Source organism: Paenibacillus sp. FSL R10-2736, assembly GCF_038000245.1.
In the GTDB taxonomy this organism is placed as follows: Bacteria; Bacillota; Bacilli; order Paenibacillales; family Paenibacillaceae; genus Paenibacillus_AQ; species Paenibacillus_AQ phytohabitans.
The window spans coordinates 2,085,629-2,101,188 of record NZ_JBBOBN010000001.1; the positions used below are offsets into that span (position 1 = coordinate 2,085,629).

Below are 15,560 nucleotides of genomic sequence, written 5' to 3' on the forward strand. Positions count from 1 at the left end.
CGGACCGCGCGAAGCTCTCTCCTGCGGACAACGAAAGTCCGGTTTACGCTGGTAGGAGGTCCGGCTGGCGCGGCGGGGGGCAGGTATACTGAATGAAAATATAGATAAGCGTATGCTACCGGAGCGGGTTTTGCCGAAGTCGATCATGAAGCTTATGCTAACAAACTCAAACTTTTAGGAGGGGTCACAATGAAATCCGGTCAGTCCAGTCCGGCAGCAGCCATCGGACAGATCAAACGAAACTGGGGACTGTATCTATTGCTGCTTCCCGCAGTTGTGCTTACGTTATTGTTCGCATACAAACCGATGTACGGGGTGCTCATCGCCTTCAAGAATTACAGCCCGGCGCTGGGAATTGACGGCAGTCCGTGGGCGGGATTCAAGTATTTTGACAAGTTCTTCAATTCCTATCAATTCTCGAACACGATTAAGAATACGCTGATTATCAGCGTGTACAGCCTGATCACCTTCCCGATCCCGATTGTACTTGCGCTAATGGTCAATCAGATGCGGCCGAACCGGTTCAGACGTTTTTTCCAGACCGTGTCGTATATGCCGCATTTCATCTCCACAGTCGTAATGGTGGGCCTGATGATGATTCTGCTCTCGCCAAGCACCGGGCTGGTCGGTAATCTGTACAGCCTGTTCGGCGGGGAGGCTCCCGATCTGATGGGCTCGACCTCGCTATTCAGCAGTGTGTATGTCTGGTCGGATGTGTGGCAGCATGTCGGCTGGGACAGCATTATTTTCATTGCCGCGCTCTCGTCGGTCGATCCGAGCCTGTACGAAGCTGCTACGGTGGATGGGGCCAGCCGCTGGAATAAAGTCCGTTATATCGATATCCCGATGCTGATGCCGACGGCAATCACGCTGCTGATTCTGCGGGTGGGCGGTCTGCTGGGCGTAGGATTTGAGAAGGTCTATCTGATGCAGAATGATCTGAATATCACCTCCAGTGAGATTCTGTCTACCTATGTCTACAAAATCGGTCTGCTCAGCAGCCAATACAGCTTCTCGTCGGCCATCAACCTGTTCAATACGGTCATCAACTTTATTCTGCTGATCATGGTGAACCAGCTTTCCAAAAAACTTAGTGAAAACAGCCTGTGGTAGAAGGGGGAGCAGCACAATGGGAGTACTAGAGCCTGCAGCCAGCAAGAGAACTGGCAAAATCAAAAATAACCGGTCCTCGGATTCAGTAATGGAAATTATTATGTATGTTATCGCCATCCTGTTTCTGATCATCCTGATCTATCCGCTGTATTTCATCGTTATTGCTTCATTCAGTGATCCGTCTGCGGTGGCGGGCGGCAAGGTCTGGTTGTTCCCGAGGGGGTTCACGCTTGACGGTTATCAGGAGCTGCTGCGGCATAAAAACATCTGGATCGGCTACCGGAATACCATCCTCTACACGGTGGTGGGGACGGCCATCGGTCTGGTTGTGAATATATCGGCAGCCTACGCGCTGTCCAGAAAAGATCTGGCGGGACGCAAAATCCTCTCGCTGTTCTTCATCTTCACCATGTTCTTCAACGGAGGGCTGATCCCGACCTTCCTGACGATCCGGGACTTCCACATGTATGATACCTTCCTGGTTATGGTGCTGCCGTTCTCGGTTGGCGTCTACAACATTATCGTAGCCCGGACCTTCTTCCAGACGAGCCTTCCCGGAGATCTGTGGGAAGCGGCGCAAATTGACGGCTGCGGGAATCTGCGTTATTTCCTGCAGGTGGTGCTGCCGCTGTCCAAAGCGATTATTGCCGTGCTCGGCTTATGGATTGCCGTCGGATATTGGAATTCTTATTTCAATGCCCTGATCTATCTGAAGAATCCGAATATGTATCCGCTGCAGCTGATTCTCCGTAACATTCTGATCACGAATCAGATGCAGTCGGGCATCGGCAGTGGTGAAGCGGCACAGATTGCGCTGCGTCTGGCTAATATGATGCGCTATTCCGTTATTATCATTGCTACCGTTCCCATCATGTGTGTATATCCGTTCGTTCAGAAGTATTTCAATCAAGGCGTCATGATCGGTGCCGTGAAGGAATAGACAGATTGCTTATCTACGCAGAAATGAGGTTTATCGATGAATACAACAACTCAAGAGCTGCTGCCGCTTCCGGAGCACTTACGATTCGCATCTGAACCAGCCGCAAGTGCAGGGGCAGTCATTCAGGGCGAATGCTACCGGTTCACGGTGCTTACTCCGGCGCTGATCCGGATGGAATACAGTCCTAAGGGAGGCTTCGAAGACCGGGCGACCCAGATGGTGATGAACCGTAAGTTCCCGGTTCCTGACTTCCGGGTGACCGATCTCGGGAACAGGCTTGAAATTATGACGGACCGCCTGCAGCTTACTTATGACAAAGCGCCATTCTCCCGGCATGGGCTGAGTGTGAAGGTGAGGAATGAATCCGGACATTTGCTGAGCGCCTGGCACTATGGAGATGAGGTGCAGGATCTCGGCGGTACCGCGCGCACACTGGATAATGCTGACGGTGCCATTCCGCTGGAGCCGGGACTGCTGTCGCTTGCCGGGTATACGGTGATTGATGACAGCCGTTCTCTGCTCCTGGAGGCAGACGGCACGGTGCAGCAGCGGGAGCAGGACGGGCTTGATTTGTATTTGTTCGGCTATGGCCATGAATACCTGAAGTGCCTGAAGGATTTCTACCGGCTGTGCGGCAGCACTCCGCTGCTGCCCCGCTATGCGCTGGGCAACTGGTGGAGCCGGTATTACCGGTATTCAGAGGAAGAATACATGTCGCTGATCGAACGCTTCGGACAGGAGCGGGTTCCGTTCTCGGTGGCTGTAATGGACATGGACTGGCATCTGGTCGATATTGATCCGAAGTACGGCAGCGGCTGGACCGGCTACACCTGGAACCGTGAGTTGTTCCCGGACCCGCAGCGGTTTCTGACCTGGCTGCATGGCAGGGGATTGCGCGTAACACTGAATGTCCATCCCGCTGACGGGGTACGGGCCTTCGAGGAGCCGTATCTGGCAATTGCGGCGGAGCTGGGCATGGACCCGGAGCAAGGGGAGGCAGTGGAGTTTGATATTACCGATCCGCAGTTCCTGCAGGCCTATTTCAAGTTCCTGCATCATCCCCTGGAGGAAGAGGGTGTAGACTTCTGGTGGATCGACTGGCAGCAGGGCGGGATGACTAAGGTTCCGGGTCTTGATCCGCTGTGGATGCTGAACCACTATCATTATCTGGACAGCGGGCGGCGGGGGAAGAGGCGGCTTACCTTCTCGCGTTATGCAGGTCTTGGCAGCCACCGTTATCCGGTAGGGTTCTCCGGCGACACGATCATCACCTGGGAGTCGCTGGACTTCCAGCCGTATTTTACGGCAACAGCGTCGAATAGCGGGTATGGCTGGTGGAGTCATGATATCGGCGGCCATATGGGCGGGTATCTGGATGATGAGCTGGCACTGCGCTGGGTGCAGTTCGGCGTATTCTCCCCGCTGCTGCGGCTGCACAGCTCAGCCAGTCCGTTCAACAGCAAAGAGCCATGGCGGTTTAATCGAATTGCCGGGGAGGCTATGAAGGATTCCCTGCGTCTGCGGCACCGTCTGCTGCCTTATCTGTATACGATGAACCGTTATGCCAGCCGGGAAGGACTTCCGCTGGTACAGCCGATGTATTACCATCACGCGGAGCAGCGGGAAGCTTATGGGGTGCCGAATCAGTATTATTTCGGCACCGAGCTGATCGCATGTCCGATTACCCAGCCTGTACATTCCAAGACAGGCGTGGCGGAGTTCAAGGCCTGGCTGCCGGAAGGGCTATGGACCGACTTCTTCAGCGGAAGAGTCTATGACGGCGGCAGAAGGCTGTCCTTGTACCGCACGCTGGAGCAGATTCCGGTGCTGGCGAAGGCGGGGGCCATCGTGCCGATGGCTGATCTGAGCGGGTATACATCAGCGGTAGACAATCCGCAGCAGCTGGAGGTACGGGTGGTCGCCGGAGCGGACGGCCAGTTCCAGCTCTGGGAGGACGCAGGTGACACTGCGGAAGACCTGGACGGGAACTGGTGTGTTACCGGGATGGCCCTGGCATGGGGACAAGCCGGACAGTCGGCGGTCTTTACCATCCAGCCTGCGCAGGGTAATATTGCGGTGGTGCCGGAGCGGCGGAGCTGGAAGCTGGTCTTCATGGGCTGTGCAGAGACGGAGGTGACAGTCCAGGCTGGAGGAGGAGCAGCGGTTGCGGCCGAAACCAAGTATAATGAGGCTTCGCATACCTTGACCGTGACTGTGCCGGAGCTGGAGGTGACTGAGGAGCTGACGGTAACGCTCACTACGGCGCGGGTTGCGGTGAACCGGGTGGAGGAAGAGGTATTTGCGCTGCTAAACCATGCGCAGATCCGGTTCGATCATAAGGAGCAAATCTACCGGCTGGTGAAGGAGAACGCAGGTCCTGCGGCGGCACTTGCCGCGCTGGCCTCGCTGGAGCTGGAGCCGGCGCTGTATGGGGCGATATGTGAGATTGTGACGGCCCGGCTGTAGGCGGGCTGCGTCTCCGGATGCGAAGCGCGGAGTATAATGTGAAGCGCGAAAGGTGAAGCATGGAACATGAGGAATGAACATGAGCGTGAGCATGAACATGAGCATGAACATGAGCATGAGTATTGAGCATAAGCATTCAGCATGAACATAAGTATGAGTATGAGTATGAGTATGAGTATGAACATGAACATTAAGCATGGAGCGTTCAGTGTTGTCCCCCTGCGAATTACCCGTCTGCATAAACGGGGAATTCGCAGGGGGACTTTTTGAAGCCGGGCAGGTAGAGGATTCAGGATGGAGAATTAGATTCTGATAGGGTGGATACGGAAATTCTAACAGTTTCTAGCATATATTAGCGGCCTTGTCGCAAGGTGCACCTGTTACGGACTGAGGAGACCCTATTTCCTCGAAAAGCATCGTTTTTCCGTGCTAACGGACTCAGATGCAGCTATTTGCCAGGATTCACCTGAAATCGGTTCCGTGGCGAGGCAATAAGCGCGCTGGAGTCCGTTGGCCCGGCGAATCGTGCCCAGGACTGAAAATAAGCGCGGTACAGTCCGCAAGGAACAGGTGAAAGACCTAAGCAAGTCATAAGCAAGCCAGAAGCAAGTCATAAGACCGAAAGTAAACCAGAAGTAAACAGCCAAGCTAGCGATATGTATTCCAAGGAGATTAAGGCCTAACCACCTCCACATACCCGGCATCCGTCCCGGCATCCGTCCCGGCATCCGTCCCGGCATCCGTCCCGGCATCCTCTCCATCCTCATGGATTCCCTTCAAATGGCTGTTGAAGAAATCCAGCACAAGCTGATTCACAATTTCGTTGCTTCGCCCGCCGTCAATGCCGCCCGTCATTCCGGTGTACTTCAGCAGGCTTGAATAGAGCTGCAGATCTGTAAAGTTGAAGTGTGCTGTGCCTTTGATATAGAGCTTGCCGCCCCCGCTTAGCCTGACGTTATTCATTATTTTTTCCTCGGCATCGATATCCGGATCTGCAATCTGCTTCTTCCGGTTATAGTAATCCTCCGACTCTATGAACAAAAACGGTTTACCCAGGGACGGACCTTTGAGGGTATACAAACTTCCATCCAGATCAATTCCCGCTTTAAGCTCAGGAATGGAGAACATCGCCTCGTACGCAGCCGCTCCACCGAAGGAGTGTCCTGCTATCCCAATGAGATCAGTATCTATGTAATCTGCGAATTGCTGCTCCAATTGGCTGAGGACAAAGCGGTTATCGTCGTTCCATTCGTTGCCCAGCTGCGTTCCTGTTGCTATGAAATGATCACTGCTTAAAGACTCGCTGAACCCGGTAACTGTGCCGTCTGGAAATAAAGTAGCCGCTGTATTGTAGGTATGATCTACGGCCGCTACAATATAACCGTTCGATGCCAGGTTCTCTGCAAGTGTGGTATGCAGCAGGCTGGAGGTGCCGTTACCATGATTGATCAGGATCAGCGGATAAGGTCCTTCTGAGCGCAGCCAGTCCACATTAGGATAAGCATTCGTATGAATGTACTGCCAATAATCCAGGGAGAATGATGGGATGCCCAATGATCCGGCAAAAGCGGACATCAGCTTCCGGTTGCTTGGTCTATCACCAGGCAGCAAAGGTGCGGTCTGGCGATCCTTCTTTGCCGCTGCCGGATACCATACATAAACCATCAGCTCCCGCGAATCCCCGGGGTCAGGTGTCTGAGGTTCCGGCCGGCTGCTGTCGGTGAGATGTAGAGTCTGGATGCCAACGGCATATGGTCCTGCCGGAGCGGGGAACTTCACAACCGGAATCGTGGAAGACAGTACTGCCGAGCCGATCACCATAAGTATACCTGCTGCAGTACCTGCAACTGCACAGCAGCGTTTCAGCGAGCGGAATGCAGATTCCCCGGTTTTTTGGCCAGTGGATAACAGCTTCTGCGAGCGGCCTCTGATTATGCCTGCCATGCGGAGGATCATGCCAAGCAGCACGATTACATACACACCCGCCATTTGCCAGCGGTACCCTTCGATCCAAATCTGTGCCGCGCACAATGTAATGCTAATAGCAGATAATACCAATTTTACCTTGAGAAACAACTTGCCTGACACGAAGCTGAACATTAATAATAATGCTGACACGGTCAAAATAATCTCCAATACTCTCATATGTACCTCCTATATTTATATTCACAGTGAGACCTAATGCTGCGTACCTTCAGCCTCTCTAAAGTGTACAGACTGAAGGTTAAACTCAGGTATCTGCCGGGTTTAAATTTGGGTTAAAAGGTTCCTTCGGCGAGGCACATCCCACGAAATCAGCGCCAAAGGGCGGCACAGGCCGCTGTAAAATGATAGAATAGTAGTCATAGTCTTTGACGGGGAGTGAATTTCTTATGAAAAAGATTGCTGCCGGATTCATTGCCGGGGCGATACTGATGGTGGGTGCGCAGGCGCTTGGCGCTTCGGCAACACTGGTGGGAAAGGCAATTCAGGCGGAGTATACCGTGAAGGTGTATGGCAAGAAGCTGGCCGATCCGGCCATCGTAATTGACGGCAAAAGCTATGCGCCCGTCCGCGCAATCGGTGAATTAGCCGGGTTCAAGGTTTCTGTAGAGGGCAAAACGATCAGCCTGGAGGAGAAAACGGGTGCGGATTCTTCCTCAAGCGATAAAAATACCATTGTGGGTCCTGTGCCGATTGTAACGCCTGATCCCGCCTTAACCGTGACCAAGAGCAAAATTGAAGTCATCGACACTAAAATTGATACTGCTGTCAATAATATTCTGGCCACCAGCAGCCTGCTGAAAGCGAGTCCGGACAGCGCTGACTTGAAGCTGAAGCTGGAACAGTACAAAGCGGAATACGCTGACCTGCTGAAGCAAAAGGATCTGGAGCTGCAGAAATAAGCAGGAGCACGTACAAAGTAACAGCAGCAGGATGTCCCATACAGCCGTGAATGGAATGAATCATGGCTGCGGCGCATCCTGTTTGGCGTGCATGGACCTAAGAACAGATAGAACAGCCAACCTGCGATATTCTCAGCACCGTATTGTCTGGCCTGATCCGGCATGCTATATTTTGACGGTAAAAGCAATCCAGCTTCGCAGAAAGGAATCAGCCTATGATGAAGCGGACAAGTCTCCGGGTCCGGCTCCTGGTCATCATGATTTGCCTGACCACATTGCCGGTGCTCACTGTTACCACCATTGCCACGTACAATACGCGGCAGTCTGTGGAGAAGGAAATGATCAATGCGAATAACTCCCGGATGCAGTGGGCGGACCAGTATCTGGATGAGCTGATTGAACAGCTGGATACCCTGTTCTATACCCTGCAGATTAACCCGCAGCTTATGGCGGGGCTAACGGGTACGGACAGCCCGGACATTAGTGTCCAGTACCGTTCGCTGAACAATATCCGCGAAGCCATAACCTCGCAGTTCTATACGAACTCCCGGAAGGTAGACGAGCTGACACTGTACATGCATGACCAATTAAAAGCCATCTCCGTTGACTTCGTGAATAGTGGAAGCGTTTCCCCGCTGGATATCGGTGAGGGCCCCTGGAGCCGGCTGTCCTACGGGCCGGTCAATATGTATTTCAAGCAGAACGGCAGCGGCATCTATGCCTACCACGGCATTAACCGGTTCGAGGATCACCGGCTGCTCGGAGGCATCGGCGTGCGGATCAACCGGGAGGTATGGGAGGAGGTCAGCCATATTCTCCAGTCCGAAGACGAGAGCTCGGTCTTCCTGCTGAATGATGAGGGAGAGCTGCTCTCCGGCTCGAGCATTTCCGAGAGCTCCGGTGATATCGGCAGGCGGCTGCAGAGCCTTGCCGTCTCTGAGCATGAACTGGAATTCCGGCAGGAGGACGGCTATTTCTTCTTCATGAAAAAAGTGGCCGACGGCCAGCTTACCGTTGTGAAAGCCATTCCCTTGTCCACCGTCGCCAAGAGCGCACGGCCTACGATTGCTGCCGGTTTTCTGACCGGAGGCTTGTTCATGATTGCCTCCATTCTGCTGTCTATCCTGTTCTCGCTGCGCATTACCCGCCCGATTGTCAGTCTGGCGGTGTCGATGCGCAAGGCGCATGTCAGCAACTTCGAACAGCACTCGGTGCAGAGCCGTGATGAGATCGGGCTGCTGGAGCGCGGATACAACTCGATGATGGAGCGGATCCGGGAGCTGATTGAGGTGGAATACCGCCAGGAGATCGAGGTCAAGAATGCCCAGCTCCTCGCTCTTCAGGCCCAGATCAATCCGCATTTCCTGAACAATACGCTCCAGCTGATCGGGGGGATGGCTTTGTCGAGGAATGCCGATGATATCTATAACATCACCCGGGTAATTGGCGACCTGCTGCGTTATTCGATCAGCAATGAAGGCGGGCTGGTGAAGCTGGAGGAAGAGCTTAAGCATGTGCGCAATTATGTGTTTATTCAGGAGAACCGCTTCCTGGGACGCTGCAGCGTGGTGATTGAGGCGGATGAGTTCTCCCGGGCCAGCCTGCTGCCGCGCTTCACGCTGCAGCCGCTGGTGGAGAACGCTTTTGAGCACGGGCTGCAGCCGCAGCGCGGGCACTGGAGGCTGCTGATCCGGATCCGGACCGTCGGCAGCCGCACCGTATTCATGGTTAAGGACGAAGGTGTCGGCATGACACCGGAGCGGCTGGAGGAGATCCGTGCGGCACTCCGGGGGAATGTCACGATGCTGGCCGATCCCAGGGCGGGAGAGCTTCCCCGGCGGAGAAAGGGCATCGGCCTGCACAACGTCCATTCGCGGCTGGTGCTGCAATTTGGAGAGAAATATGGAATGCGTATATACAGCAAGGCCGGGGCGGGAACACTGGTTGTGATCCAGTGGCCTGCGGCCGCAGAGGGGGGAGAGCGGAATGCTGAAGGTTCTGATTATTGACGATGAGCCCTGGTCCAGACAGATCGTGAAGTCGCTCGGCGCCTGGGAAGAACACAGAATGCAGGTGATCGGCGAAGCGGAGGACGGAATCGAAGGACTCGAGCTGGTGGAGAAGCTTCATCCGGGGCTTGTAATTACCGATATGCGGATGCCCGGACTGGACGGGGTAGAGCTGCTGGAAAGGCTGAAGCATCAGTACCCGGAGGTGCAGATTATTGTGATGAGCGGATATGATGACTTCGTCTACCTGAAGCAGGCGATCCGCTCGAAGGCGGTTGAATATCTGCTGAAGCCGGTGGACCGGGCAGAGCTGAATAACGTGCTCTCAGAGTGCGCGAAGGAGCGGGAACGGCAGCGCTTAACCGGATCAGCGCTGATGCTCATGGATCAGCCGCTGATGGAGCGTTATCTCGCCTACCGCCAGCGGATCTATGATCAGCTGCTGGCGCTGAACAAGCCGGCGGCAAGAGAAGAGCTGGAGAAGCTGGGGCGGGAGCTGGAACGCTCGGTGCCGCAGCATCAGCTGGAAGCGATGATCGAGCGGACTGCCCGTGACCTGCTTCTGCTAGCCGGTGAAGCCGCGAAGACAAACGGGGGAGTGACGGCAGCGGATGCGCCGGATATGCCCGATAGGCCCGATAAGCCATGGCCGTCGGTTCAGGCTATGGTAACGGGGCTCGGGGATCACTTCACAGAGCTGATCAACACGCTTCTGGAGCAGCGCAAGAACCGCGTTAAGCTTGATCTGGCGGAGGTTGAGGACTATATCCGGAATCATTACCTGGAGCAGGTGTCGCTAGAGGGCATCGCCGCACATTTCCTGGTGACGAAGGAGCATCTCAGCCGCGCTTTCAAGGCGGCAACGGGAGACACGGTACTCGACCGCATTACCCGGCTGAGAATGGAGCGGGCCAGAGAGCTGATCGCAGGGCGTGCCATGCCGATCAAGGAGGCTGCCGGACTCTGCGGGTACGAGGATCTGGCATACTTTTACCGTGTCTTCAAGAAGCACTACGGCATTACCCCCGGAGAGCTGCGGAGCGAGAAGTGAATTTTGCGGATGATAAATAAAAATGAAAGCGTATCAATATAATGCAACTCCCGATGTTAATATCCTCAAAAGACGCTGCCCCTTATATCCCCTAGACTAAAGAGGCAGACATAACAGAAGGGGGTAACAGAAATGAAGAAAGCGCTTAATACAGCAATGACACTGATGCTTGTTCTGGGGATTGTATCGGGGTGCAGCTCCGGTTCAAATGGAAATACGCCAAGTGAGAGCGCAAGCAGCAAGCCGGCGGAAAGTGCGGCAGCAGCTGCGACTGAAGGCCCGGCCCAAAAAGTGGAGCTGAAGGTATTCATGAGCTTCCCGCGTTTTAAGGATCAATTCGATAAGTATTTCGAGCAATTCAAGGCCAAGGAGCTGGCGGAGAAAAATATTGATGTCACCGTCAAGCTGGAGATGCCGAACCCGGATCAGGCCAAGCAGATTCTGGAGACCCGGATGGCCTCAAATGATGCGCCGGATGTATTCACCCTCCATGCGATTGCGGATGTGCCCCGGTATTACAAGGCCGGCTATCTAAGCGATCTGTCGGATCAGGACTTCGTACCGAAGCTGTATGACAGTGTCCGGCAGACCGTTACCTATGATGATAAAGTTGTAGCTTTGCCGCTGGAGAGCCTGTCCTGGGGTTATCTGTACAACAAGCAAATCTTCAGCGAGCTCGGCATTCAGCCGCCGCAGACACTGGATGACATGCAGGCAGCGATTGACAAGCTGAACGCAGCCGGGATTAAGCCGTTCGAGCTGAGCTTCCAGGAATCGTGGATTCCGCAGCTGATGATGGCGCTGTCTCTTGGAGGCATCGTATCCTCCGAGCATCCGGACTGGGTGGAGAAGATGAACAAAGGCGAAGCCTCCTATGCCGATGTGAAGGATGTCTTTAACATTATTGATCTGATTATGGCTAACGGCACGGATAAACCGTTTGAGGTGGGCAGTGCGGCAGGGTCCACGGATTTTGCTAATGGCAAAGCGGCGATGTGGGTACAGGGACCGTGGCAGGCTGAGTCTATACTCAAAGCCAATCCTGATATGGAATTTGGTGTGGCTCCGCTGCCTGTCAGCAACGATCCTGCGGCTACGCAGATCAATCTGGCGACCTCGACCTCCCTGGCGGTATCCCCTAACAGCAAAAATAAGGATGTGGCACTGGATCTGGTGAATTATGTGCTGGATGACCAGGATTCTTCGGCGCTGTTCGAGGAGCTGAAATTTAATCCGGTCGCGAAGCAGCACACCTACAATACCTATCCGTGGGTGACCGAAGCCAGCTCCTATGTCTCCGAAGGCAAGGCTTATCTGGATCTGTCGCTTCCGAATGGCGTAACCGATGAGACGGCCAAACTGCTGCAGAGCTATTACACCAAGGGGGTAACCCAGGAGGAGTTCATTAAGACGCTCGACAAGACCTGGGCTAATGCGGTAAAAGCAGGCAACTAAGGAAACCCAGAAACAGCATAGGAGTGATAGAGATGAGTGGAAGCAGTAAAAGCAAACAGTCGCTCATTCTGCTGGCCTTCGTGTTTCCCGCCCTGCTGTTCTACGCCGTATTCATGCTTGCTCCCGCCTTCGGCGGGGCATGGTACAGCTTCACGGACTGGAACGGATTGAATCCCGCCTACCATCTGGTGGGATTCGCCAATTACATCGAAGCGCTGACGGATGATGCTTTTTTCATCGATTCAGTCTGGTTTACCCTGAAATTTGTAGTGTTTATGGTCGTGCTGCAGAATGTGCTGGCGGTGCTGCTGGCGGTGCTGATCGAATCACGCCGCCGCAGCAAGGCCTGGTTCCGGACGATCTTCTTCATGCCCAACATGATCAGCATGATTATCGGCGGCTTCATGTGGCTGTTTATTTTCACCAAAGCACTGCCTTATATCGCTGAGCATGCGGGCCTGGCTTTTCTGGACCAGTCGTGGATCGGCGACCCGAAATACTCCTTTCTGGCGATTGTCATTGTCTCCTTGTGGGGCGGCGTAGGTTACCTGATGGTGATCTATATTGCGGCGCTGCAAGGGGTGCCGGATGCGCTCAAAGAAGCAGCTGCAATTGATGGCGCGAATAGCTGGCAGACCTTCCGCAGCATTACACTGCCTATGGTCTATCCGGCTGTAACGATCGGTATCTTCGTGACGCTGAACAGCTCGTTCAAGGCCTTTGATGCCGTGTTCGCGCTCACCGGAGGCGGGCCGGGGAGGGCGACGCAGGTGCTGGCGCTGAATATTTTTGAGGAAGCGTTCAAGATGAGCGGCCGTTACGGCTACGCCAGTGCCAAGGCGATGATCCTGTTCCTGGTGGTCCTGGTGATCACGCTGATACAGCTGAGCATCATGAAACGAAGAGAGGTGGAGGCATGAGTACCGTCCGGTTGAATTCAACATCTAAGTCCGGTATTGCGGGGCGGCGCAGATTGTCTTCGTTTATCGTCTTTCTTTTCCTGCTGGCAGGTGCCGTAATTACGCTCTTTCCGATCTACATGGGGGTGCTCAACTCTCTGAAGACGGAAGGGGACATGATGAATAATATTCTGGCCATTCCGAGTAGGCTGGAATTCGGCAACTATAGTGATGCTTTTGAGAAAACCAATTTCCTACGCAGTCTCGGCAATACCGTGGTGGTCGCAGCTACCGGCCTAGTCGGCATTATTCTATTCTCGTCCATGGCCGGCTATAAGCTGTCCAGAACCCCCGGCAGACTGAGCACGTTCCTGTTCAACCTGTTCGTCCTGTCGATGCTGATTCCGTTCCATTCGATTATGATCTCGCTGAACCGGATCTCGATGAAGCTGGCGGTGCAGGGCACAACGGTCGGACTCGGCCTGATCTATATCGGGCTTGGCGTGTCGATGGCCATCTTCCTGTACCACGGATTCGTCAAATCGGTCCCCCGGGATCTGGATGAGGCTGCGGTGATCGACGGCTGCGGGGAGGTCAGGCTATTCACTACGATTATTTTTCCGCTTCTGCTGCCGATTACGACAACTGTGGCGATTCTCAACCTGCTGTGGATGTGGAATGACTTTCTGCTGCCGCTGCTCATGCTCACGGATGCCGATCAATATACGCTGCTGCTGTCCACCAACATGCTGTTCGGGCAATATGGCAATAATGACTGGTCGGCGATTCTGTCTTCGCTGGTGCTGACCATGCTGCCCGTTGTAATTCTATATCTGCTGTTGCAAAAATACATTCTGAATGGCATTGCCGAAGGCGCCGTCAAAGGGTAAAGGGAGGAAATACAAATGATTCACCCGGACCATCATGAAGTAAGCGGGTTTCTCTATGCAGATGGACACCGCTTAAGAAACGGGGAAGGGCGCGAGCTGCTGCTGCGCGGTGTAGGGCTTGGAAGTTGGCTGCTGCCTGAAGGGTACATGTGGCGTTTCCCGGAACAGGGAGACCGTCCGCGCCGGATCGAAGCGATGATTACAGCGCTTATTGGTGCTGACGGGGCGGAGGCGTTCTGGGAGACCTATTATGACCGCTATGTGGCCGAAGCGGATATTGCGCGGATTGCCGAAGAAGGATTCAACTCGGTCCGGATTCCGATTAATGCCCGCTATATCCTGCGGGAAGAAGAGGGAGTGTCCGGCTGGCATGAGGAGCACCTGGTGCGGCTGGATCAGATTATCGGCTGGTGCCGGGAGCACAGGATCTACGTCATACTGGATCTTCACGGAGCTCCCGGCGGCCAGACCGGAACGAATATCGATGACTCTGCGCAGGATCTGCCGGAGCTGTTCACGGATGAACGCAACAAGCAGCAGACCATCGCCATCTGGCGGATGCTCGCCGGGCGGTACAAAGACGAGTGGATCGTTGCGGGCTATGACCTGCTGAATGAGCCGCTGCCGGACTGGTTCTCTGAGTACAACGACCAGGTGATGCCGCTGTACCGCGAGATTATCGCGGCTATCCGGGAGGTTGATGCCCGGCATATGATAATTCTGGAGGGAGTGCACTGGGCGACGGACTGGTCGATCTTCGAGGGATTGCCGGATAATAAGCTGCCGGATGATAATGTAATGCTGCAGTTTCACAAGTACTGGAACAACCCCGATACGGAGAGCATTCAGAAGTATCTGGACGCAAGAGAGCGGCTGAATGTGCCGCTGTTCATGGGCGAGGGCGGGGAGAACAATAAGGACTGGTACGCCGGTGCTTTCCAGTTGTTTGAGGATCACGGGATCTCCTGGAACTTCTGGACCTGGAAAAAGCTCGACACCGATAATTCCCCCTGTTCCATCGTTCTTCCGCAAGACTGGCATAAGCTGGTCAGCTATCTGGAAGGAGGCACGAAGCCAAAGCGTGTGGAGGCACAGGCGATTCTGGACGAATATCTGCACAATCTGAGTCTGGACTATTGTGTGTACCATTCAGAGGTGGTCCGCTCGCTGTTCCGGCGGCTGCCGGTGCGGATTCCTGCTATTTTTTATGGCTACAAGGGGAGCGGTCTGAGCTTCGGGAGAGCTCCCGGCAGGCAGGCTGCGGCAGGCATCGGCTTCCGGGAGGAGGACGGAATGGACTTCCGCTTCGTGGAGGGAGACCGGACGGTACCCAATTTCCAGCACGGCCGCGGACAGGCCTGGCTGCCTGAGGAGAGGCTGTGTGTCAGCTTGGCCGAGGGCGACTGGGCGGCGTATGAATTTACGGTTGCGGACCGGGATTCGGAGCGGCTGAGCCCGGGGGACAAGGAGGGCTTGCGGGAGCGGCAGGAGTCACGGGACTCGGAGGATGCGCCGGAGTTGCAGAGCTTGGAGGAACAGGGGGACACGCAGGAGTCTCAGGACACGCGGGTCTTGGAGGAGTCGCAGGTCACGCAGGGCTCGGAGGATAGGCAGGATTCGCTGGCTCTGGAGCTGCGGGTCCTAATGAGCGGGCCGGACAGTGAGCTGCTGGTGAAGCTGGACGGTCAGGAGATCTGCCGGATTCACGGTAATGCCTCGGACTCCGGGCAGGACTGGCAGACGGTGCGGATTCAGAGTGGTCAGCCGCTGGAAGCTGGAGCACATGAGCTGACAGTCAGTGCTGCGGCTGGTGCGGCATCCCTGGAGTGGCTGGATTTGCGGTAGTGCAAAG

General features: G+C 54.8%; 11 protein-coding genes. 10 read left to right on the plus strand and 1 reads right to left on the minus strand.

The window, feature by feature from the left end; all coding sequences use genetic code 11:
• Positions 1-189 precede the first annotated feature (189 nt).
• Genes NSQ73_RS08630 through NSQ73_RS08640 form a run of 3 tightly spaced genes read left to right on the plus strand, consistent with a single transcriptional unit; the run spans position 190 to position 4,519 of the window.
• Positions 190-1,113, plus strand: a complete 924-nt coding sequence (locus NSQ73_RS08630) for an ABC transporter permease (RefSeq protein WP_042138841.1) — start codon at positions 190-192, stop codon at positions 1,111-1,113.
• A gap of 16 nt (positions 1,114-1,129) precedes the next feature.
• The gene (locus NSQ73_RS08635; RefSeq protein WP_042138840.1) at positions 1,130-2,053 is read left to right on the plus strand and encodes a carbohydrate ABC transporter permease; all 924 of its coding nucleotides are present in this window, start codon (positions 1,130-1,132) and stop codon (positions 2,051-2,053) included.
• A gap of 36 nt (positions 2,054-2,089) precedes the next feature.
• Positions 2,090-4,519, plus strand: a complete 2,430-nt coding sequence (locus tag NSQ73_RS08640) for a glycoside hydrolase family 31 protein (RefSeq protein ID WP_340986152.1) — start codon at positions 2,090-2,092, stop codon at positions 4,517-4,519.
• Positions 4,520-5,191: 672 nt separating this feature from the next.
• On the opposite strand, the gene NSQ73_RS08645 is transcribed toward NSQ73_RS08640, so the two are convergent.
• Entirely contained in the window at positions 5,192-6,664 is a 1,473-nt protein-coding gene (locus tag NSQ73_RS08645) for an alpha/beta hydrolase family protein (RefSeq protein ID WP_340986153.1), read from the minus strand.
• 227 nt (positions 6,665-6,891) lie between these two features.
• On the opposite strand from NSQ73_RS08645, the gene NSQ73_RS08650 reads away from it, so the two are divergent.
• The 7 genes from NSQ73_RS08650 to NSQ73_RS08680 all read left to right on the plus strand — a co-directional run bounded on the left by NSQ73_RS08650 (position 6,892) and on the right by NSQ73_RS08680 (position 15,553).
• Positions 6,892-7,404 carry a hypothetical protein gene (locus tag NSQ73_RS08650; protein WP_171718155.1) on the plus strand — a complete coding sequence of 171 codons (513 nt, stop codon included), beginning with the start codon at positions 6,892-6,894 and terminating at the stop codon, positions 7,402-7,404.
• Positions 7,405-7,619: 215 nt separating this feature from the next.
• Positions 7,620-9,413 carry a sensor histidine kinase gene (locus NSQ73_RS08655; protein WP_340986154.1) on the plus strand — a complete coding sequence of 598 codons (1,794 nt, stop codon included), beginning with the start codon at positions 7,620-7,622 and terminating at the stop codon, positions 9,411-9,413.
• Entirely contained in the window at positions 9,391-10,464 is a 1,074-nt protein-coding gene (locus NSQ73_RS08660; protein WP_340986156.1) for a response regulator transcription factor, read from the plus strand. The genes NSQ73_RS08655 and NSQ73_RS08660 overlap by 23 nt, the downstream gene beginning before the upstream one ends.
• Positions 10,465-10,596: 132 nt before the next feature.
• The gene (locus tag NSQ73_RS08665; protein WP_076245772.1) at positions 10,597-11,919 is read left to right on the plus strand and encodes an ABC transporter substrate-binding protein; all 1,323 of its coding nucleotides are present in this window, start codon (positions 10,597-10,599) and stop codon (positions 11,917-11,919) included.
• Positions 11,920-11,951: 32 nt separating this feature from the next.
• Positions 11,952-12,839 carry a carbohydrate ABC transporter permease gene (locus NSQ73_RS08670; protein ID WP_039301333.1) on the plus strand — a complete coding sequence of 296 codons (888 nt, stop codon included), beginning with the start codon at positions 11,952-11,954 and terminating at the stop codon, positions 12,837-12,839.
• Positions 12,836-13,708, plus strand: coding sequence for a carbohydrate ABC transporter permease (locus NSQ73_RS08675; protein WP_340986158.1), 873 nt, complete (start codon positions 12,836-12,838; stop codon positions 13,706-13,708). Before NSQ73_RS08670 ends, NSQ73_RS08675 begins: the two co-directional genes overlap by 4 nt.
• Before the next feature lie 15 nt (positions 13,709-13,723).
• A complete protein-coding gene (locus NSQ73_RS08680; protein WP_340986159.1) occupies positions 13,724-15,553 on the plus strand; it encodes a glycoside hydrolase family 5 protein in 1,830 nt (609 codons plus the stop codon).
• Positions 15,554-15,560: the final 7 nt, after the last annotated feature.

Coding starts and splice junctions, on each gene's coding strand:
- NSQ73_RS08670 (WP_039301333.1), top strand. CDS start 11,952: ATGAGTGGAAGCAGTAAAAGCAAACAGTCGCTCATTCTGCTGGCCTTC.
- NSQ73_RS08655 (WP_340986154.1), top strand. CDS start 7,620: ATGATGAAGCGGACAAGTCTCCGGGTCCGGCTCCTGGTCATCATGATT.
- NSQ73_RS08680 (WP_340986159.1), top strand. CDS start 13,724: ATGATTCACCCGGACCATCATGAAGTAAGCGGGTTTCTCTATGCAGAT.
- NSQ73_RS08635 (WP_042138840.1), top strand. CDS start 1,130: ATGGGAGTACTAGAGCCTGCAGCCAGCAAGAGAACTGGCAAAATCAAA.
- NSQ73_RS08650 (WP_171718155.1), top strand. CDS start 6,892: ATGAAAAAGATTGCTGCCGGATTCATTGCCGGGGCGATACTGATGGTG.
- NSQ73_RS08675 (WP_340986158.1), top strand. CDS start 12,836: ATGAGTACCGTCCGGTTGAATTCAACATCTAAGTCCGGTATTGCGGGG.
- NSQ73_RS08665 (WP_076245772.1), top strand. CDS start 10,597: ATGAAGAAAGCGCTTAATACAGCAATGACACTGATGCTTGTTCTGGGG.
- NSQ73_RS08630 (WP_042138841.1), top strand. CDS start 190: ATGAAATCCGGTCAGTCCAGTCCGGCAGCAGCCATCGGACAGATCAAA.
- NSQ73_RS08660 (WP_340986156.1), top strand. CDS start 9,391: ATGCTGAAGGTTCTGATTATTGACGATGAGCCCTGGTCCAGACAGATC.
- NSQ73_RS08645 (WP_340986153.1), bottom strand. CDS start 6,664: ATGAGAGTATTGGAGATTATTTTGACCGTGTCAGCATTATTATTAATG.
- NSQ73_RS08640 (WP_340986152.1), top strand. CDS start 2,090: ATGAATACAACAACTCAAGAGCTGCTGCCGCTTCCGGAGCACTTACGA.